At 71.6% G+C, this 20,171-nt stretch carries 13 protein-coding genes; 3 read left to right on the top strand and 10 right to left on the bottom strand.

Translation table 11 applies throughout. The features are described from left to right. Positions 1 to 37: 37 nt before the first annotated feature. Entirely contained in the window at positions 38 to 3,163 is a 3,126-nt protein-coding gene (locus ABD810_RS20225) for a fascin domain-containing protein (RefSeq protein WP_344942328.1), read from the bottom strand. Between the two features lie 267 nt (positions 3,164 to 3,430). Beyond that, positions 3,431 to 6,628, bottom strand: coding sequence for an ATP-binding protein (locus tag ABD810_RS20220; RefSeq protein ID WP_344942325.1), 3,198 nt, complete (start codon positions 6,626 to 6,628; stop codon positions 3,431 to 3,433). Positions 6,629 to 6,954: 326 nt separating this feature from the next. On the opposite strand from ABD810_RS20220, the gene ABD810_RS20215 reads away from it, so the two are divergent. Beyond that, positions 6,955 to 8,901 carry a hypothetical protein gene (locus ABD810_RS20215; protein ID WP_344942322.1) on the top strand — a complete coding sequence of 649 codons (1,947 nt, stop codon included), beginning with the start codon at positions 6,955 to 6,957 and terminating at the stop codon, positions 8,899 to 8,901. Positions 8,902 to 8,974: 73 nt separating this feature from the next. Here the strand turns inward: ABD810_RS20215 and ABD810_RS20210 are convergent, their stop codons facing one another. Together ABD810_RS20210 and ribA are read right to left on the bottom strand one after the other, a co-directional pair. Continuing rightward, positions 8,975 to 9,787 (bottom strand): inositol monophosphatase family protein, encoded by an 813-nt coding sequence (locus tag ABD810_RS20210; RefSeq protein WP_344942320.1) that lies wholly within the window; start codon positions 9,785 to 9,787, stop codon positions 8,975 to 8,977. A gap of 1 nt (position 9,788) precedes the next feature. Continuing rightward, positions 9,789 to 10,442, bottom strand: coding sequence for a GTP cyclohydrolase II (ribA, locus tag ABD810_RS20205; protein ID WP_344942317.1), 654 nt, complete (start codon positions 10,440 to 10,442; stop codon positions 9,789 to 9,791). Between the two features lie 105 nt (positions 10,443 to 10,547). Here ribA and ABD810_RS20200 point away from each other — a divergent pair, with 105 nt between their 5' ends. Then, positions 10,548 to 11,267 (top strand): creatininase family protein, encoded by a 720-nt coding sequence (locus ABD810_RS20200; protein WP_344942314.1) that lies wholly within the window; start codon positions 10,548 to 10,550, stop codon positions 11,265 to 11,267. On the opposite strand, the gene ABD810_RS20195 is transcribed toward ABD810_RS20200, so the two are convergent. From ABD810_RS20195 to ABD810_RS20175, 5 genes are read right to left on the bottom strand one after another with little or no spacing between them, the layout of a single operon-like run. Continuing rightward, on the bottom strand, positions 11,181 to 12,284 hold the full coding sequence (locus ABD810_RS20195) for a lysylphosphatidylglycerol synthase transmembrane domain-containing protein (RefSeq protein ID WP_344942311.1): 1,104 nt from the start codon (positions 12,282 to 12,284) through the stop codon (positions 11,181 to 11,183). The two genes, ABD810_RS20200 and ABD810_RS20195, sit on opposite strands and share 87 nt — an antisense overlap. After that, positions 12,281 to 13,165 carry an SAM-dependent methyltransferase gene (locus ABD810_RS20190; protein ID WP_344942307.1) on the bottom strand — a complete coding sequence of 295 codons (885 nt, stop codon included), beginning with the start codon at positions 13,163 to 13,165 and terminating at the stop codon, positions 12,281 to 12,283. Before ABD810_RS20190 ends, ABD810_RS20195 begins: the two co-directional genes overlap by 4 nt. A gap of 56 nt (positions 13,166 to 13,221) precedes the next feature. Next, the gene (locus ABD810_RS20185) at positions 13,222 to 14,322 is read right to left on the bottom strand and encodes a glycosyltransferase family 4 protein (protein WP_344942305.1); all 1,101 of its coding nucleotides are present in this window, start codon (positions 14,320 to 14,322) and stop codon (positions 13,222 to 13,224) included. Then, positions 14,319 to 14,717, bottom strand: coding sequence for a 6-pyruvoyl trahydropterin synthase family protein (locus ABD810_RS20180; protein ID WP_344942302.1), 399 nt, complete (start codon positions 14,715 to 14,717; stop codon positions 14,319 to 14,321). Before ABD810_RS20180 ends, ABD810_RS20185 begins: the two co-directional genes overlap by 4 nt. Before the next feature lie 5 nt (positions 14,718 to 14,722). Further along, on the bottom strand, positions 14,723 to 15,733 hold the full coding sequence (locus ABD810_RS20175) for a zinc-dependent alcohol dehydrogenase (RefSeq protein ID WP_344942299.1): 1,011 nt from the start codon (positions 15,731 to 15,733) through the stop codon (positions 14,723 to 14,725). A gap of 106 nt (positions 15,734 to 15,839) precedes the next feature. Here ABD810_RS20175 and ABD810_RS20170 point away from each other — a divergent pair, with 106 nt between their 5' ends. Then, positions 15,840 to 16,613: a CDP-alcohol phosphatidyltransferase family protein gene (locus ABD810_RS20170; protein WP_344942297.1), complete on the top strand. Its 774-nt coding sequence runs from the start codon at positions 15,840 to 15,842 to the stop codon at positions 16,611 to 16,613. 453 nt (positions 16,614 to 17,066) lie between these two features. On the opposite strand, the gene ABD810_RS20165 is transcribed toward ABD810_RS20170, so the two are convergent. Then, positions 17,067 to 20,132: an AfsR/SARP family transcriptional regulator gene (locus ABD810_RS20165; protein WP_344942293.1), complete on the bottom strand. Its 3,066-nt coding sequence runs from the start codon at positions 20,130 to 20,132 to the stop codon at positions 17,067 to 17,069. Positions 20,133 to 20,171: the final 39 nt, after the last annotated feature.

Below are 20,171 nucleotides of genomic sequence, written 5' to 3'. Positions count from 1 at the left end.
GCCGCCCCCGCTCCGGGGCCGGCCGTGGGCGCCGCGTTCAGTTGGTGATGAGGTCGAACGACTCCCAGGGGCCGACGGCCGCGCGGTTGGCGATCAGCGGCTGGGATCCACCGCCTTCCGCGCAGACGAACATGTTGTTGACGGTGGCCTTGAAGCTGACCGTGCCGTCCGGATTGCTGATCTGCTGGAAGGTCTCCCATGACCCGGCCGAGGCGCGGTTGGCGATCAGCGCCTGGGCGCCGGCGTTCTCCGCGCTCACGAACTGGTTGTTGCCCTTCGCCCGCAAGGCGATGTTCCCGTTGCCGAGACTCACCCGTTCGAACTGCTCGGCCGTGCCCACCGCCGTCTTGTTCGCGATCAGCGGCGAGCCGGTGGGCGCGGTGACGTACATGTTGTTGGCGCGGGAGCGCAGGCTGATCGTCCCGGTGCCGGAACCGCCGGTGGTGACGCGCAAGGCATCGACCATGCCGACCGCCGTGGACTTGTTGACGATCTTGAGGGTGTGCTGGCCGCTGGACAGGCCGGTCTTGCCGTACACGACCTGCTGGACCTGACGGCTTCCCGAGACGTTGAGGTTGACGTTGGCCTGGAAGACGTTGTCGAGGTAGACGTCCACGTTGCCCATGTCACCGTTGCGCTCCGACAGGTAGTCGATGCCGGTCCCGGTGAAGGTGTACGTCGCGGTGGCGCCGACGGTGGTGGTGTGGTGGGTGTCGTCGTTGTAGTCGCCGTAGCCCCGGCCGGTGGTCTGGTGCCAGTTGGCGTCGTAGGTCAGCTCCGTGTCGTTGATCAGCGCGTTCCCGGTCTGGCCCGCCAGGCCCAGGGCCGAGGCGGTGCCGCTCAGCGCCTTGGCGCCCTGGTTGGCGGTGCCGGTGAGGCGGGTCGAGGTGTAGGCGCTCAGCGGCTTTGCGGTGCGCTCCACCACGTACACGGTGTTCGCCGAAGTCGGGAAGGTGATCTCGCCGGCCGACCCGGTCGTGATGATCGCGCTGTCGGAGGCCCGCCGCACCCGCACCTGCTGGGTGCCCCATGGGTTCACCACGGTGGCCTGGTTGCCGTACTGGCTCCGGATGCCGACGTACTTCGTCTCGCCGCCCTCGCGCTCCGAGCTGACCAGGAAGCCGTCCTTGGCGAGGAGCGTGAACTTGCCGACGAACGAGGAGTCTCCCGGCGCCGCCGGGAACACCCGGATCTTGCCGTTGTAGCTCTGCATCAGCGCCTCGTTCATCGCCGTCAGGTGCACGCCGAGGTACTCGAAGACGCCGTTGGTGTTGCTGGTCATGCCGTTGGGGTAGTTCTGGTACTTCTGCAGCATGGTCTTCATGCCCTGGTAGGTCTGGTCACCGAGGCCGAGGCGCGCCGCCTGCACCGCGTCGTTGGACCAGACGTTGCCGTAGGGGAACGGCCGCTGGTTCCACGTGTTGACCGCGGTCTGGTGGTCGGGGTAGCCGATCCCGGTGAGGTCGTACGGCCAGATCAGCTCGGCCGACACGTTCTCGTTGTTCCTGGTCTGCGAGATGGGCGGCTGGTGCGGCTGGTAGGCGCCGTTGGAGACCACATACGGCGTCAGGTGGTCCAGCACGTTCTGCCAGCCGGAGCGCAGGCCGCTGTCCAGCCCGAGCTGATTGCTGGTTTGGATGGTCAGCGGGAAGATGCTGCGCACCGCGGCGAGGTCGGTGATCGCGTTGCGGACGTTCCAGTACGTCTCGTGGGAGTTGGAGTTGGCCATGTAGTAGGTGTTGGTGGCGGCGTCATGGGACAGCATGGCCGAGTAGAACTTCGCGGTCTCGCGCATGAAGGGGTAGGCGACGTTGCGCAGGTAGTTCACGTCGTTGGTGTACCGGTAGCGCAGGTACATGCTGTAGGCGGCCTCGTAGCCGGTCGACAGGATGTTCTTGGTGTAGTCGCTGCCGACCGTGCCGCGCGCGTTGCCGTCCCAGCCCATGGTCTCCGGCACCCACAGGCCGTCCACGCCGTACCTCGTCTGCGTGTACGACTTCAGCGCGTTGTAGTTACGGCTGAACAGGTTGTTGTGCCGGTCTATCAGGTCGGTGTGGTTGGACCCGAAGAACGAGTAGTAGACGTCGCGTTGGTTCCAGTACCAGTAGGCGTTGCTCCACTTGGAGTTGTCCTGCGTGGCGCGGAACACCCCGTTGATGAAGTGGGCCGGGTAGTTGCCGTAGCCGGCCGCCGCGATCATGTACGTGGACAGGTAGTAGACGTTCTCCATGTAGTCGGCGTCGCGGGAGGCGTTGGAGTACTGGACGAACGACTTGGCCCAGAAGGCGTGCCACCAGTTCTTGTAGTTGGTGAACGTGGTGGAGTATCCGGTGCTCTTGACCGACGACAGCTGGCTGCGGGCCTGGGCGACCGAGTCCCGGTTGGGAGCGTTGATCCGGCTCGAGGCGGTCAGCCAGATCGTGTAGCTGGAGGTGGGCGTGATGTTCAGCCGCACCTTCCTGCCGTCCACGACCTGGGTGGTGTAGGCGGCGCCCTCGACGGTGGCGGCGAAGGTGTAGCCGAAGCCGTTGGCGTCGGTCTGGCCCCGGCTGAACCCGGCGACCTGCGAGTCGGCGAAGGTGGAGATCGTCCGCCAGGTGTTCAGGTCGGGCACGTCGGCGATGTTCTGGACGGTGGCCGGGTCCCACATGCTCAGGTCGAGGGCCACGCTGGAGACGCCGCCGCGGGTGTCGTCGACGTGGATGCCCATGACCTCGGAGTTGGGAGAGCCCATGACGGTCACGGTGCGGTTGGAGTCGTACTTGGTGGTCAGCGTGCCGTCGTACAGCGACAGGCGCTGCTGGAAGCTTGTGTAGCCGGTGTCCATGCCGGGGTTGGAGTACAGGTTGACCAGGCCGGCCGCGTACGTCGACTGCTGGGACAGGTCGACGCCCGACACCTGCATCGTGAGGCCGTTCTGGTTCCACGCCATCGCGCCGGTGCGGCCGTTGCCGACGGTGAGCCCGTACAGCGGGTTGGTGTTGGGCCGGTTGTACACGATGTCGTGTTTGGACAGGTATCCCGGGTAGTCCACGTTGAGCGTCCCGGTCGTCTGGTCGAACGCCGCGTCGGTGACCGAGGCGAGGGCCGGCGTGGCCGCGCCGGCGACCAGGAGGCCGGCGACGAGCGTCAACGTGGGCAGGGAACGTAACAGCCTCTTCAAGGTGGTTTCCTCTCCTGCAGGCGGGCGCGCGGAGCGGCGGCACTCCCCTGGTCCGAGACGTCGCACCGCTTCGTTTTCAGACTGTCAGGCGCAGTTAACATTGGATGTCTTCGCTCGTCAATAGGCGCACGCCAGCACTGAAAACTCGGCACATGCCCGGATTTGGCCGGTGATTACGTTACCTCGGCCGCTACCAGCGACGATCGCTAGCTCGGGAGGACAGGGATACCTCCGATGTATAGCCTCATCAGAGCTGCGGCTTCGCTCTCAGGAGAGCCCGGATGCGGAGAGCCGGGTGAGGGTCTCCTCGGCCTGCCGGAGCAGCAGAACCGCGCCCTGCGCGCGGGACAGGCCGGCTGCTCGCCGCAGGAACCTCGACGCCTCCTCCGGAGGCCGGCCGCAGGTGAGGAGCGTCAGTGCCCGCAGGCGCAGGTTCCTGGCCTCGAAGACGCGCTCTCCGGTCCTGGCGGCGATCTCCTCTGCCGCGTCGAGCCGGGCCAGGGCCTCGCCCGCGTTGCCCCGCCGGAGCTCCTGCTCGGCCAGCATCGCCAGGAAGCAGGGCAGGTTCAGCGAGGTGCCGGTGCGGGAGAGCTCCTCCAGAGCCCTCTCCATGCGGGGGATCCCCGTGCCGGGGTCTCCCATCTCGGCCTCCGCCCAGCCCAGCAGGACCGAGCCGATCACGGTGATGGGGGCGATGAAGTACTCCTGCGCCAGTTTCAGCGCCGCGGCGGCGTGCCGACGGGTGAGCGGCGGATCCTGGCGTATCCACGCGAGCCTGGCGGCGAAGATCAGGGCCAGGGCTTCGGGGACCGGGCTCGCCAGCGCGGCGGCGCGTTCACGGGCTTCGCGATCAAGACGGTCGGCCTCGCCGTCGTCTCCGCGCAGCGCGGCGGACAGCGAGGCCAGGGACCTGCCGTGGGTGCGCGGGTCGTTGAACCCCAGCGCGGCCGCCACCTCACCCGCCCGGTCGGCGAGGTCGACACTCGCCATGATGAGCCGGTTCGCCGGCGTCTGGTCGCCGCGGAAGAAAGTGATCATGCCGCGGGCGTGCACGGCGGCGATCGCGGCCAGAGCGTCGTCAGGGTGCGCGGTGAACTCGTGGGCGATGCGCTCGGCCTCCCGCAGCTCGCCACCGTTGATGCGGGCGACGCAGAGCCCCCACGGCGCGGGAACCCATTGGGCGCTGTGCAGGGCACTGCGCGGGCTCAGATCGCGGGCGCGCATGAACGCCGCACGCGCCTGGGCGCTGGCGTGGCCGTGCCTTCCGGCCAGCAGCGCGCCGAGCCGAACCTGGATCCGCAGTTCCTGGTCGATGCGGTCCTGTTCGGCCGGCAGCGCGCGGGCCAGCCGCAGCGCGCGGTTCAGCAACGTCTCGGCCTGCTCGTGGGCGAGGCTGCGCTGTGCCCGCCTGGCCGCGGTGAGCAGGTGCGGCAGCGCGTCCTGCGGGCCGGTGACGGGCCAGGCCTCCCACAGGTGGTGGGCGATCTCGTCGATGTCGGCGCCGGCCCGCAGCATGGCCTGACCGATCTTCTCGTGCGACCGCGCCCGGCGGACCCGGCCGAGCTGGTGGTAGAGGGTCTCGCGGACCAGCGGGTGGGCGAACCGGTAGCGGCCCAACGCGGTGGGGTCCTCGATGAGCAGGCCCGCGACGACGGCGGTCTCCAGGCTCTCCAGCAGGAGATCCTCGTCGAGGCCGGTGGCGCTGCCCAGCGGCGCCATGCCGAACTCCTGCCCGGCCACGGCCGCGACCGACAGCACGCCGCGAGCCCGCTCGGGCAGCCGGTGCCAGCGACGGCGGATCACGTCCCCCACCCCCGCCGGGATCTCCTCGGCCAGCCGCCGGCGGATGGCCTGGTCGGTCAGCGCCCCCTCGCTGCTGAGCATGCGGGCCAGCTCGGTGACGAAGAAGGGATTGCCGCCGGTCCGCTCGTGCAAGGCCGCCAGCAGCTCGGCCGACGCGGCGGTGTGCGTGCATTCCTTGACCAGCATCGTGACCTCGTCGAGGTCCAAGGGCCCGAGCCGCAGCCTGCGCGTTCTCCGTACCCTCGCCAAAGAGGCCAGCAGGTCGCGGACCGCCGGGCAGTGCTCGTGCTCACGCAGCGTCGCCACCAGCAGCACCGGCGAGCGCCCCGTCTCGGTCGCGAGATAGCTCACGAGCTGGATCGAGGGGACGTCGGCCCAGTGCAGGTCCTCGAACACCAGCATGAGCGGTTGCCGCCGCGCCATCTCGGTGACGACCCGGGCGATCGCGTCGTAGACCGGGACCCGTATGTGCTCGGAATCGAGCCGCTGGAACTCCGGATCCGCGTACGTGACCGCGTCCACCAGTGCCGGGACCAGCAACGACAGCAGGGGGGCGTGCGGCTGGGCGGCGGCGGCGAACGCCTCGGGCCGTTCTTCGGCGAGCCGCCGCAGCAGTTGCACCCCCAGCCAGTACGGCGGCGTCGCCGCGTCCTCGACCGCCCGGCTCCACACCACGAGCGATCCGCGCGCCGCCGCCCGCGAGACCAGCGCCTCCGCCAGCCGGGTCTTGCCTATTCCCGGCTCGCCCACCAGGAGCACCGTGCGTCCCTCTCCTTCGAGCGTCGCCTTGAGATCGGCCTCGAGCCGGCTCATCTCCACGGCCCGGCCGATCAGCCGCTCCGCCGGGAAGGCGGGCACCCGGCTCGGCGTGATCGCCGGTGCGACCGCGGGGACGGCGGGATCCAACGCCGGGGACTGGTTCAGGATCTCGTCGAACCGTCTGCGCAGCCCCGGGCCGGGGTCCACCCCGAACTGGTCGGCGAGCGCGAGCCGCACGGTGTGGAAGGCCTCCAGGGCCTCGGTCTGGCGCCCTGCCCGGTACAGGGCGAGCATGCGCAGCGCCACCAGGCTCTCCCTGAGCGGGTGACCGGCCACCAGCGTCTCCAGGTCGTCCAGCACCTCGTGGTGGGACCCGAGGGCGAGCAGGCTCTCGGCCCGCGTCTCCAGCGCGACCAGGCGAAGGTCACGCAGCCGGTCCGCCTCCTGCCTGGCGAAGTCGTGGCCGGCCAGGTCCTCGTACGGCTCGGCCCGCCACAGCGCCAGCGCGTCCTCCAGCACGGTGAGGGTCTCGGCGGCCCGGCCCGCGACGAGGAGCCTGCGCGCCTCCCTGACGGCGTCCTCGAAGACCAGCGCGTCGACCTGGTCCCGCGCGACGGCCAGCAGGTATCCCGGCGGCCTGGTGACGATGACGCGGGGAAGCTCGCGCGCGGCTCGGGGAGGTTCCACGACGGTGCGCAGGTTGGAGATGTAGGCGCGCACGGTCCCGGTCGCGGTGGCGGGCGGGGCGCTCTCCCACACCTCCTCGATGACGCGGTCGAGCGACACCACCTGGCCGGCGCGGGTCAGCAGCACCGCGAGGACCGCTCGCTGTTTCCGGGGCCCGAGGGAGAGTGGCCGCCCTTCCTCGGCGACCTCCAGCTGTCCCAGGACGCGGAACTCCATCAGACCTCCTTGGCGGCCGCCGACCGGTAAGGCTCCGCGGAGGAACCCAACGGCTGGACGAACCCATGGGCGGCCCTCACGAGGAGGGCACGCCCTTCATCCAGCCGCGCGGACGATACCGGCCATTCCGCCGTCACCCATCGGGGCGCCATGACAACGTTGTGAATGTTTCGCGATCGGCGCGAACCCACATGGCACGACACTAACCTCCTACTAGCCTCCTGCAAGGGGCTTGCAACTGCCGTCCTGCAAGCTCGGGCCACCTGAACACCGACGGAGGACGATGTCCGCGGGAGGAAGCCTGTGAGCAGGGACGGGAGCCGGAGATGAGACCGGCCACCCAGGACGACCTGGATTCCTCGATCCTGGAGGGCGAACGCGCGCTGTTCGCCGACGGTGACCTGAACGCCGGCCGCAGGTGGCTGGACGCGGCCTACCGCGAGGCCGAGCGCCGAGGCGACGCGGAGGCGATGGCGCGTGCGGCGCTCGGTCTGGGCGGGGTGTGGGTCCACGAGCACCGCACGACCGCCGAGGCCGCGACGGTGCGGATGCGGCAGCGCCACGCCCTGCCGCTGATCCACCCTCGGTCCTCGCTCGCCCTTCGGCTGCGCGCGCGGCTCGCCGGCGAGGAGGACTACAGCACCGGCGGGCACGCCGCGATCCTCGCCATCGTCGCCGAGGCCAGGCGCGCGTGTGACCCGGTGGCGCTGGCGGAGGCGCTGAGCCTGGCCCACCACTGCGTGCTGGGTCCCGAGCACGGGGCGCTGCGGCTCGAACTGGCCCAGGAACTGATCGACGTGGCCTCCGAGACGGGCCGCCGGGGCGACCTGCTGATGGGACTGCTGTGGCGGACGGTCGACCTGTTCATGACGGCCGACTCGCACGCCGAACGCTGCCTGGAGGAACTGCGGGACCTGCTCGCGCGGGAGCGGCACCTGGCGGTCGCGTTCGTGATCAGCGCGATCGAGGTGATGCTCAGCATCCGTGGCGGCCGGTTCGCCGAGGCCGAGGCCCTGGCGGCCGCCTGCGCCGACCGCGGGGCGGCGGCCGGTGACGCGGACGCCATGGGGTGGTACGGAGCGCAGCTCGCGACGATCCGCTGGTACCAGGGCCGGATCACCGAGCTCGTCCCGATGCTGTCGGAGATGGTGAACTCGACCACGCTCAGCGCGATGGACAATTCAAACTTCGCGGGCCTGGCGGTCGCGGCGGCCACCGCGGGAGACCGGCGCCTGGCGGCGGGCATGCTGGCGCGCCTGCGCGGCCAGAACCTCGCGGACCTGCCGCGATCCAGCACCTGGCTGATGTCGATGTACGCCGTGGTGGAGGCGGCGCATCTGCTCGCGGACACCGCCATCTCGGCCGAGGCCTATTCCCTGCTCGTCCCGTTCGCGCGGCAGCCCGTCATCGCCAGCCTGGGCGTCATCTGCCTGGGATCGGTGCACCACTCCCTGGGAGTCGCCTCGCTGACCATCGGCGATGCCGGCAGGGCCGTGGAGCACCTGCGCGCGGCCGTCCGCGGCAATCTGGCGCTGGGGCACTGGCCGGCGGTCGTCATCTCCCGATCGCGTCTCGGCCAGGCGCTGGCGCTGCGCGACGGGCCGCGGGACGAGGCGGCGCGGCGGGAGCTGGCCTTCGCCACGCAGGACGCGGTGGCGCTCGGCATGACGCTGCCCGCCGGCGCGACACGAGGTCCGGTGAGCTCGGCCGCCAAGGACGTCACCCGCGGCGAGCGGGCGCCCGCGGTGGTGTGCCGTCGCCGGGGCAGGCAATGGCGTGTGGAGCTCGGTGCCCGAGTCGTGATCGTCGACCACAGTGTCGGGATGAGCCACCTGGCGACCCTGCTCGCGAACCCGGGCTACGAGATCCCCGCCATCGACCTGGCCGCGGGCCCCCGGCACCCGGGTGCGGCGTTGGCGAGCGGTTCCGCAGGGCCCGCCCAGCCGGTCCTGGACGATCTGGCCAAGAGCACCTACAGGCAGCGGCTGACCCAGTTGCAGGCCGAGATCGAGGAGTTCGAGTCGATGAACGACCTGGAGCGCGCCGCGGTGACCCGCGCCGAGCGCGACTGGCTGGTCACCGAGTTGACCTCGGCCACCGGCCTGAACGGGCGCCCGCGCGGGTTCGTCGCCAGCGACGAGCGGGCCAGGATCGCCGTGGGCAAGGCCATCCGGCGCGCCGTGAACCGCATCACCGAGGCCGACCCGGTCATCGGCGCCGAGCTGCGCGCCACCGTGTATACGGGAGTCCGCTGCTCCTACCGCCCCGAATGACCCGGCGATCGCGGCGCCCCGCCAGGCCGGGTCCCGCGCCTCAAGCGCCCCGGCGATCGGGGCGCCCCGCCGGCTAGGGCGGGTCCAGGGCGTCCGCGTGGGCCTGCCTGAGGGCGGCCATGACGGTCTCGCGCAGGCCGGCGCACACGGCGATCGTCGCGGAGGATCCGGCGGTGTGCTCGGTGTCGTCCAGATCGAGCACCACACCGCCTGCCTCACGCACCAGCAGTGCCCCGGCCATCGTGTCCCACGGCTGGTTCGCCAGGATGATCGACGCGTCCAGCCTCCCCTGCGCCACCCACGCGAGGTCGACCGCCGCGGTTCCGACCATCCGGATCCGCTGGGCCCGGGCGCCGAGATGGGTCAGCAGGGCGATCCGGACGCGGTTCTTCGCCTCCGCGCCGGCGCCGACGGCGAAGTCGCCGATCGAGATCATCGCCTCCGGCAGCGCCTGGACCCCCGACGCCCGGATGCGCTCGTCTCCCGCGTACGCCCCCTGCCCCGCCGCCGCGGTGTAGCCGGCACCGAGGAAAGGGAGGTCGATGGCGGCCAGGACACCACGCCCGCCTTCGACCAGCGCGAGCGACACCGCACACAGCGGAATGCCGCGGGCCAGGTTGGCCGTGCCGTCCACCGGATCGAGGGCCCACCACAGCGCGTCGCCTGCCGGGCCGGTGCGTCCGTGCTCCTCCCCGAGGATCCCGATCTCCGGGGTCTCGCGGGACAGGAAGTCACGCACGGCTTCCTCGACGGCGAGATCGACGTCGGTGACGATGTCGCGCTCCGCCTTCGCCACCACCGAACGCAGCACCCGGGACCGGATGATCCGGTTGGCCAGCGCCACGGCCTCCCTGGCGACCGGCAGCAAATGGGCGTGGCCGGTCACCTCAGGCACCGGCGGTGCCGAGCCGGCCGTTCGAGTACGTGCCGAGGTGCGGCAGCTCGTGCCCGAGCCGGTCGCGTTTCGTGGTCAGGTACCTGATGTTGTGGTCGTTCGCCGGCACCAGGAGGGGGACCCGGGCGGCCACCACGATCCCGTGCGATTCCAGAGCGTCCACCTTGTCGGCGTTGTTGGACATCAGCCGGACCGAACGGATCCCCAGGTGCTTCAACACCCGGACCGCCGGGCCGAAATCGCGGGTGTCCACCGGATATCCCAGGGCGGTGGCCGAATCGATGGTGTCCAGCCCGTGCTCGTCCTGCAGCACGTGGCTGCGCACCTTGGCGACCAGGCCGATGCCGCGGCCTTCGTGCCCTCGGAGATACACAAGGACGCCGCTTCCCTCGCGGACGATCGCGTCGAGCGCGGCGTCGAGCTGTTCGCCGCACTCGCACCGCATCGCGGCGAAGATGTCGCCGGTCACGCACTCCGAATGCACCCTGACCAGGACGCTTTCCTCCGTCCTCACCGCACCGAAGATCAGGACTAAATGTTCGTTTCCGTCGTGGGCGTCCCGGAACGCAACCGTGCGGAAGGTGCCGCGTCGAGTCACCAGGTCGGCCTCGGCGATGTCCTCGCGCGCGATCCCGTCATCACCCATCTGTATCTCCTCGTCTCTGACCGCAGGACCGGCTGCTCACGCAACCACCGTCCCGGCGGCCCCAAGTGTTGCAAGTTGGCGCGCGGCGGCAGAGGCTAGCAGCCTATGAACGGATCTGCCTACCTTCTCCCGCTTCACACCACCGTCGAGGAAAGAAATCGGCGCGCCGACGTGGCGCTGCTGCCCATCGGCAGTTTCGAGCAGCACGGGCCCTACCTTCCCCTCGCCACCGACACCGTCATCGCGTGCACGATCGCCGATGCGCTCGCCGCCGCCCATCCCGTGCTGCGCCTTCCACCGGTCACCATCTCCTGCTCGCACGAGCACGCGGCCTGGCCGGGGACGGTGAGCATCTCGGCCACGACGCTGTACGCGATCGTCCGGGACGTCGCGGACTCGCTTCGGCGATCCGGCGTCACCAAGCTGGTCCTGGTCAACGGGCACGGCGGGAACTACGTGCTCGGCAACGTCGTCCAGGAGGCAGCGGGGAACGGGAGCCGCATGGCGCTGTTCCCTGGGCCCGCCGACTGGGAGTCGGCACTGAGCGCGGCCGGCGTGGAGACCTCGCCATGGAGCGACATGCACGCCGGCGAGATCGAGACGTCTCTGCTCCTCCACGCGCACCCCCAACTGGTCAGGCCCGGTTACGAGACGAGCGACCACATCGCGGACGATCGACCTCACCTGCTCACGCTGGGCATGGCGGCGTACACCGAGTCAGGGGTCATCGGAAGGCCGTCACTGGCTTCGGCCGCCAAGGGCAAGGCCGTACTCGAGAGTCTGGTCGAGTCGTTCGGCGGTTACCTGTCCTCGCTCGGCCGCTAGCCCCGGGACCCTCACGGCCGCGGCCAGAGCGGGCTCCCGCACAACGGCCACCGGGACGGGCTCCTTCGCCGCCGCCGTCCTGCCTGGTCCGGCGACGCGGCGCAGGATCAGGACGGCGGCGCCGGGCAGGCTCGCGACGAAGGCGAGCACGCCGTACACCACCCCGGCCGTGAGCCCCTGCTGGGCGCCCAGCCCCACGGCGCCGAACGCCATCGCCAGGAACGCCTCCCTGGGCCCCCAGCCGCCGACGTTCACCGGCAGCGCCATCACCATCAGCGCCAGCAGCATCAGCGGCAGGAGCCGCCCGACCGGCGCCGACGAGCCCGCGGTGCGCACGGCGACGAGGAACAGCGCGAGGTACCCCAGCAGCGCCGCCGACGACAGGGCCAGCACCCCCGGCCAGGTGTCCCTGGCGAGCAGGCCAAGACGCATGTCGGCCAGCGCGGTCGCGACCGCGCCGCGCCATCGTGAGGTGCTCGTGCCCCACCGGACCCATGCCGCCGCGAGCGCGCCCGCGGCGGCGAGGCCGGCGAGCACGGCCGCCGCCGCCCCGAGGCCGGGCATGAGGTCGTGCGCCACCGCGGCGACCAGCGAAGGGTCGACGACCAGCACGACGGTCCCGGCGGCGATGAGGACGACCTGGCCGCCGACCCGTTCCAGCACCACGGCACGGACCCCGCGGCCAAGGTCACCGACGTTCTGCCCGTGGCGCACCGCGCGGTGGGCGTCGCCGAGCACGCCGGCCGGAAGGACCGCGTTGAGGAACAGCGCCTGGTAGTAGTCGGCCATGGCCGTGCGCACCGGCAGCGGGAGGCCGAGCCGGCGCGCCACCAGGCACCACCGCCAGACGCTGAACACGGTGGTGAGCAGCCCGATCACGAGCGCGGCCAGCACCGCGCGTGCGTCGACGAGCCGGAGCCCGTCGACGAACGCGCCGGTGCCGAGCCGCCACACGAGCGCCCCAAGGATGGCCACCGCGAGGAGCATGCGCAGCCAGGGCCACATTCGCCGCGTCATCGGCACCCACCGGCCGCCGGCGACGGGAGCGCGAGCAGGTCGTCGTGATGGACCACGACCCGCAACCCGCCCGCGGCGCACGTGTCGAGCCTGCGCCGCAGGTAGTCCTGCGCGTGCGCTGTCAGGTCGGGCCGTTGCTCGCAGGCGGCGCCGACCCAGCCGCGCAGCCACTCGGCGGTGAGCGCGGCCTGGTCCGCGCCGAGCCGCCACGGGCTCGGCCGGGTGTGGACCACGGCGCCGCGGCGCGCGAAGGCCGCGGCGGCGACCTCGACCGCGTCGGGCCCGAGCAGGCGCCGGCCGCCGGTGACGCGGCGCTGGTGGGCGTCGAACGCGGCGGCGATCTCCGAGTCGAGCGGGTCGGCGGGGTCCAGCTCGACGCGGCCCAGGACGGAGATGGTCAGCAGCGCGGGGCAGCGGGCCCCGGCGCAGGCCTCGGCGAGCTCGTCCACCTCCTCGGCGGTGAGCAGGTCCAGCAACGCGGAGGCGGTCAGCAGCGAGGTTCCCGCGAGCTCCTCCGCGCGCAGCCGGGTGACGTCCCCCTGTTCGGCCTCGGCCGTGACGGGGCCGCCGTCGGCGGCCGGGCCGTAGGCGCCTGCGGCGGCGTGCGCGAGCAGCTCGGGGTCCTGGTCGTGCAGGATCCACCGCTGCGGGCCGGGCAGCCGGCCGGACAGCCAGCGCCCCATGGCGCCGGTGCCGCAGCCGAGGTCGCGGATGACCGGCCCGCCGCTCGGCGCCACGGCGGCCAGGTACGCGCGCAGCGGGTCGAGCAGCTCGGGCGCGCGGGCCGCGGCATCGGCCGCCTCGCGCAGCGCGAGCCATTCGGGGGCGTACCGGGGCGCGTCCGCGTCGCGCTCGGCGTTGATGTGACGCTCAGCCTTCACGTCTTGCAGAACGTTGACATCGCCCTCCTGGTTCACTTTCGCCTGCATCGTTCGTGTCACGCCCTCGGCGACCGCAGCCCTTCCAGCACCTCACCCAGGCGGCGGGTGGTCAGATCCCATCCGGTCAGCGTGCCGCGCCGGGCACGGGCGGATGTCCTGAGGCGTTCGCGGAGGGCAGGGTCGCCGAACCAGCGGCGCAGCGCGTCCGCGAGCGCCACCGGGTCTTCGGGAGGCACCAGCAGCCCCGGCACGTCACCGCCGGGCGCGCGGCCGAGGGTCTCGGGCACCGCGTCCACGGCCGTCGCCAGCACGGGAACCCCGCGAGCCAGCGCCTCGGTCACCACCATGCCGTACGTCTCGCCGCGCGAGGCCAGCACCGCCAGGTCGGCGGCGGCGTAGGTGTCGGCCAGCAGCTCGCCGGTCCGGGGGCCGGCGAGCAGCACCCGATCGTCGAGGCCGAGCTCCCCGATCAGCCGCCGTAGCCGCGCGAGGTACCCGGGCTCGCGGCTCAGCGTCCCGGCGCACACACAGCTCCACGGCAGGTCGGTCAGCGACCCGAGGGCGCGTACGAGCAGGTCCTGTCCCTTGCGGGGGGTCACCGCGGCGACGCAGATCAGCCGGGACACGCCGTCGGTGCCGGGGGCGAGCGGCGCGGGGTCGGTGCCCGGCGGGACGACGTGCACCCGGTCCGGGTCGAGGCCGTGGTGGCCGATGAGCCTGCGCCCGGCCCACGGGCTGGTCGCCAGCACCGCGGTCGCCGCGTGGAGCGTCGCGCGCTCCGCGGCGTCCAGTTCCCTGGCCGGTCCGGGCGCGATCCCGGTCTCGTCCGCCAGCGGCAGGTGCACCAAGACCGCGAGGCGCAACCGCCGCGCCTGCGGGACGACGATCTCGGGGACCCCGCAGGCCACCAGCCCGTCGATCAGCACCACGGCGCCGTCCGCGAGCGCGGTGAGCCCGCGTGCCAGCTCCGCGCGGGCGCCCTCGTCCGGTCGCGGCCAGGCGCCGGCGACGGTGATCTCGCGCACCGGCCGGCCCGCGGCGGCGAGACCCTGGCATACCCGCCGGTCGTAGATGTTGCCGCCACTCGGTACGGTCGCGTCGTCCACGTCGCCGGGCAGGACGACGTGCACCGAGCGCCCGGCGAGGGCCGTGCTCACAGCGAGCGCTCGAAGCTCGCCCAGGCGATGTGCGACTCGTGCAGGGTGACGCCGATGCCGTCCAGCCCGCGGGCTCCCTCGCCCAGCGCGCCCTCGTGCACCCGGCCGGCGAGCCGGTCGGCGATGACCTTGGCCAGGAATTCGGTCGTGGTGTTGATCCCGGCGAAGTCCTGCTCGTCGTCCAGGTTGCGGTAGTTGAGCGGGGCGAGCACGGCGCCGAGCTCCTGGGTGGCCAGGCCGATGTCGACCACGATGTTGTCGGCGTCGAGCTCGGCCCGGCGGAACGTCGCGTCCACGACGAACGTCGCGCCGTGCAGTCGCCGCGCCGGGCCGAAGACTTCGCCATGGAAACTGTGCGCGACCATCAAGTGATCGCGAACGGTGATGCTGAACAACGAGTTCACCCTCCAGGGAGGTCGACCGGCTGGTACTCGGCCGGACCATACACGACTCGATGGCACAACCCGGGCAATTCACCGCTGGAAAGGCGGGACAGCACCTCGGGCAGGTCCGCGAAGTCGCTCTCACCGGTGATCAACGCGTCGAACGCGGGGTCGGCGAGCAGGGTCAGGGCCAGCGACAGCCGGTCGGCGAAGGTACGCCGGGCCCGCCGGGCCGGGGACACCGCTCCCACCTGGCTGCCGCGCACGACCAGGCGGCGGGAGTGGAAGGCCTCGCCCAGCGGCACGCTGACGCGCCGGTCGCCGTACCAGCTGAGCTCGACGACGGTCCCCTCGACCGCGAGCAGCTCCAGTGATCGCGCGAGCCCTTCCTCGGTGGCGCTGGCGTGCACGACCAGGTCGCACTCCCCCGCGGCCCCCTCGGGCGTGACGAAGTCGACGCCGAGCGCTTCGGCGACGGCCGCACGCGAGGGATCGACGTCGACCAGTTGCACCCGGACACCGGGAAACCCGGCCAGCACCCTGGCCACACAACAGCCGACCATCCCCGCCCCGACGACGGCGACCCGGTCCCCGACCAGTGGCGCCGCGTCCCACAAGGCGTTCACCGCGGTCTCCACGGTCCCGGCCAGGATCGCCCGCGCCGGGGGCACGGCCTCCGGAACGGGGGTCACCGCGCTCGCCGGGACGGTGTACCGGGTCTGATGGGGGTAGAGGCAGAAGACGGTGCGGCCCCGCAGCTCCGGTGGTCCCTGCTCGACGACGCCCACGTTGAGGTAGCCGTACTTGACGGGCCCGGGGAAGTCGCCTTCCTGGAAGGGCGCCCGCATCACCTGGTGCTGGCTTCGCGGCACGCCGCCGCGGAAGACGAGGGTCTCTGTGCCCCTGCTCACCCCGGAATAGAGGGTGCGGACCAGCACCTCACCGGCGGCGGGCCGCGCCACGGCGACCGGGCGGATCTCCCCCTTGCCGGGAGATCGGAGCCAAAAGGCATTTGCTTCGAACCCCATCGGCATTCTCAACGTTCCCCATGACAGCGGATCGGCTCTACCGAGCCTGGTCGGCCGAATGATATTGGACGCGTCGCGTCCAGGGGCACGTTGATCTGGAGGCGCGGTGACCACACTCGATTGGCACGGCACAGGGGTGTCGGTCCGGGCGCCGGCCATCGGGGTGGGCGCCCAGATCGTCCTGCTCGCCCTGCTGTGGGTGGGCGTGGGCCTGCGGCCGGAGGGCTGGCTGGCCGGAACCATCTATGCCGTGATCCTCTCCGTGATCCTCACCTGCGCCCTGCTCCGGTCGCGGACCCGGTCGCTCGGACCCGCCGACCGGGTCACCCTGATCCGCGCCGAACTGGTCGGGGGTGTCACGGCCCTGGTGGCGACCACCTGGGTCGGCAGGGCCACACCGGCCGGGCTCATCGTCGCGCTCGCCTCCGTGGCACTGGTCCTGGACGCGGTCGACGGTTACGTGGCGCGGCGGACCGGGACGGTGTCGGCGCTGGGCGCCCGTTTCGACATGGAGGTCGATGCCTTCCTCATCCTGGTGCTCAGCGTCTTCGTGGCGACGTCGCTCGGCGCGTGGGTGCTCGCGATCGGCGCCATGCGGTACGCCTTCGCCGCGGCGGCCCGGGTGGCGCCCTGGCTGCGGGCGCCCCTGCCTCCGAGCTTCGCCAGGAAGACCGTGGCCGCGCTCCAGGGGATCATCCTGGTGGTCGCGAGCGCCGGCGTGGCGCCGGGCCCGGTCGCGACCGGCCTGGTCGGGCTGGCGCTGGCGTCGCTCATGTGGTCCTTCGGCCGGGACATCGGGTGGCTGTGGCGGAACCGGCGGCCGCGCCCCCTCCCCGCCGTGACGCGGTACCGCGAAGCCGCCGTCCCTGTCGCGCGCTGATCCGGACCCGCGGACCGGCGCCGCACGAAGCCCCGCCCGTGTGGACCTCATCCAGTCCTCCGGATCGGTGCGGGACGGCCGGTACTACCGAATGCGGTTTCGTATATACCGTCGCTATACGCCGGTCTGGGAGAGTCGAGGCGGAAATGGTCGGCAGTCGGGGCGAATTCAGTCCAGGGGGAATATCCAGCGATGCGTACGGGATTCAGGAGACTTACCACCGCGCTGGTGGCCGCGGCCGCCACGTTCCTGTTGGTTCACACTCCTCCGGCGGAGGCGGTGACGGAAGGGCAGTCCGGGCCTCCGGTGAACTGCAACATGCACTGGGGAACGGCACAGGAATGCACCGGTCAAGGGCCCTCCGAATAGCGCCGCGGCGTGTCCAGCGCACCATTCACGGCGCGCCTTCACCTCGTTCACGCGTGCGGGGAAGCGGGAGAGGAAATTAAAGCTCTAAACCTCATCGGGGGTCACTCGCGCGGGCCCGGAAAGAAGGGCGGCGACCTCCTGCGCCTCGGGCGAGCCGAGGGCCGACAGCAGGGTGTAGGCCTCGCTCCACAGCTCCCGGGCCCGGGCGTGGTCCCCCTGGTCGTCCTTGGTCTTCGCCAGAGCGCGCAGCGCCCGGGCCCGCCACGGAGCGTTGTCCATCTCGCGGAACAATCGCAGCGCCCGGTTGATGTGCTCCTCGGCCCGCTCGGTGTCGGACTGCGACCCGTACAGCGTCCCCAGGGCGAGCGAGGCGCTGGCCTCGGCGAACGGCTCGTCGAGAGCGCGAGCGATCTTCAGTGCGGACGTCAGGCTGTGCTCGGCCTCGGATGCCAGGCCCAGCTCCAGTTGGGCCTGGCCCAGCCCGCGCGAAAGGAACGCCTCGCCGAGCAGGTCGTGTAATCGCCTCACGAGCGGAAACGCGGCGGAGAAGGCTTGGGCCGCCTCCTCGAAACGCCGTTGGCGAAGGTGGACCTCGCCCAGCCGGTACTGTGCCTGCGCTTCGCCACGCCAGTTGCCGATCGTCTGGAACGAACGCAGCGCCTCCTCCAGGAGGGACTCCGCGGAGTCGAGCCGGCCGCGGTCGAGGCTGATCTGCGCCATGCCGATCAGGACGTTGGCCTCGGCCGCGCGATCCCCGGCACGGCGTAGCAGGGACAGGGCCTCGTCGTAGTGGGTGGCGGCCGGTCCGACCTGTCCGGTGGTCCGCTCGAGCAGGGCGAGATTGCGCAGGGCCAGGGCGTAACCGTGGTCTTCGGCCATCTCGGCGAACAGCTCGCAGGCGTTCTCCAGGAGCGTGCGCGCCTCGGCGTACCGCTGCCGGTAGAGCGCCAGGCTGCCGAGCCCATACACCATGGCCGCCTCACCGCGCCGGTTTCCCGCTCGTCTGACCGCGTCCAGGGCGGTCTCGTGGGTGGTCTGCCAGTCGTCGAGGTGGCTGTGGGCCTCGAAGAGCGCGACGCAGGACATCGCCAGGTCCCAGGACAGGTCGTCGAGACCGAGGGCGGCCGTCTGCGAGACCGCCCTGATGAGATCGGGGCGCTCGCCGTCGAACCAGTCGAGCGGGTCCTCCAGCAGGTCGGACACGAGTCGCTGATCGGCACGCCAGCGCGGCGCGTCGCCGTGGATCACCGCGAAGTCGCCGCCGTACAGCCGCCCGTGAGCCTGTTCCGCCAGGGCCAGCAGGCCTCCGTAGGCGCGGGCCAGTGCGGCGGTCCGCTCCGCCTCCGGCTCCTCCTCCAGCGCCCGCTCGCGGGCGTACAGCCGTACCAGATCGTGGAAGCGGTAGCGTGGCCGGCGTGCCTGGTCGTGGACGTTGACCTCCAGCAACTGGGCGGCCACGAGCTGTTCGGTCAGGGCGTGGGCCGTCTCGACATCGGCGTCGAGCAGCGCGGCGGAGACCCAGCCTTCGAACGTCGTCATGTCCAGCAGCGCGAGCCTTCGGAACAGGCTCGCGACCCGCGGGGCCAGGCCCCGGTAGCTCAGGTCGAAGTGGGAGCGAAGCTGGGTGTCGCCGTGGCTCAGCTCGTTGAGCCTCTGCCGCTCGTCGGCGAAGCGGTCGGCGAGATACGCGGCGGTCAGGTGCGACCGGTTGGCGAGACGCGCGCCGACGATGCGCAGGGCCAGCGGCAGCCCGTTGCACAGCTCGCTCAGCCGGGCCGCGGCCGGGTCGCCGCGTAGCCATGACGCGCCGGCGACCTCGGCGAGCACCGCCAGGGCGTCGCTGGGGGCCAGGGTGCCAAGGCGCACGACCTGGGCGCCTTCCTGGGACACCAGGCCGTCGAGGCTGTCGCGGCTCGTGATGATGACGGCGCAGGTCGGAGAGCCCGGGAGCAGTGGCCGAACCTGTGCGGAGTTGTGCGCGTTGTCGAGGACCATGAGCACCCGCCGCTGGGCCAGCATGCTCCGCAGCAGGCCCGACCGCTCGTCGAGATCGTCGGGAACGCGCGTCCCCGGAATCCCCAGCGCCCGGAGGAAGCGGTCGATGACGCCGTGGGGCGAGAGCGGTTCGATGTGCTCGGAGTAGCCCCGCAGGTCGACGTAGAGCTGCCCGTCGGGGAAACGGCGGGCGACCCGGTTCGCCCAGCGGACGGCCAGCCCGGTCTTGCCGACGCCGCCCATGCCCGTCACGCCGAGGAACGCGGGCACCCCGCGGCTCAGGCGGCGGTCGAGCAGCCGGTCGAACTCGGCCAGCTCGTGATCGCGGCCGATGAAGTCGGCGATGTCGGGCGGTAGCTGGGCGGGGATGGGGAACAGCCGGGTGGGCTCGGGCGGGGCGCCGTCCACCGCGTGGGGTTCGAGGGAGCGATCGGCTTTCAGGATCGCCTCGTGCAGCGCGATCAGATCGGTGCCGGGCTCCAGGCCGAGCTCCTCCACCAGGATCCGCCGGCCCTCACGATAACGTTCCAGGGCGTCGGCCTGGCGGCCTGTCCTGTAGAGGGCCAGCATCAGGTGGGCGCGGAGCCGTTCCCTGGTGGGGTGGGTCGCGACCATGGCGGTGAGCTCGCCCACGAGGTCGGCGTGCTTGCCGAGGGCGAGGTCGGCCTGGATGCGCTGTTCGGTCGCGAGCAGGCGGGCCTCCTCCAGGCGCAGCGCCGCGTGCCGCAGGAAAGGGGTCTCCGCCAGGTCGTCGTAGGCGGGGCCGCGCCACAGCGCCAGGGCCTGGGTGAGCGACTCGCTCGCCTGGGCCGGGTTCCCCGCGGCGAGGGCGTGCGCGCCTTCCGCGGCCAGCTTCTCGAAGCGGTGGACGTCCAGCTCGTCCTCATCGACCATCAGCGCGTAGCCGGACGGATGACGAACTATTCGTCCGACTCCGCCCAGCATCCGGCGCAGATGGTAGATGTACAACCGCAGGTTCTCCTTGGCCGAGGGCGGGGGCTCCTCCCACAATGCGTCGAACAACTTCTGCATCGCTATGGGGGTGTTGGGGTGGCTGACCAAAGCGACCAGCAGCAGCCGCTGTTTGGCCGAGCGAAACGGGACGGATTGACCGTTGACCGTGACGATGAGCGGGCCCAGAACCCCCACCTGCATAGCCGCTCCGTTGCTCCTTAGGAGACGTGCTAGATCGAA

It is taken from the genome of Sphaerisporangium flaviroseum, assembly GCF_039537005.1.
In the GTDB taxonomy this organism is placed as follows: Bacteria; Actinomycetota; Actinomycetes; order Streptosporangiales; family Streptosporangiaceae; genus Sphaerisporangium; species Sphaerisporangium flaviroseum.
The sequence above is the reverse complement of the archived record's forward strand: the minus strand, read 5'-3'. Positions and strand labels throughout refer to the sequence as shown.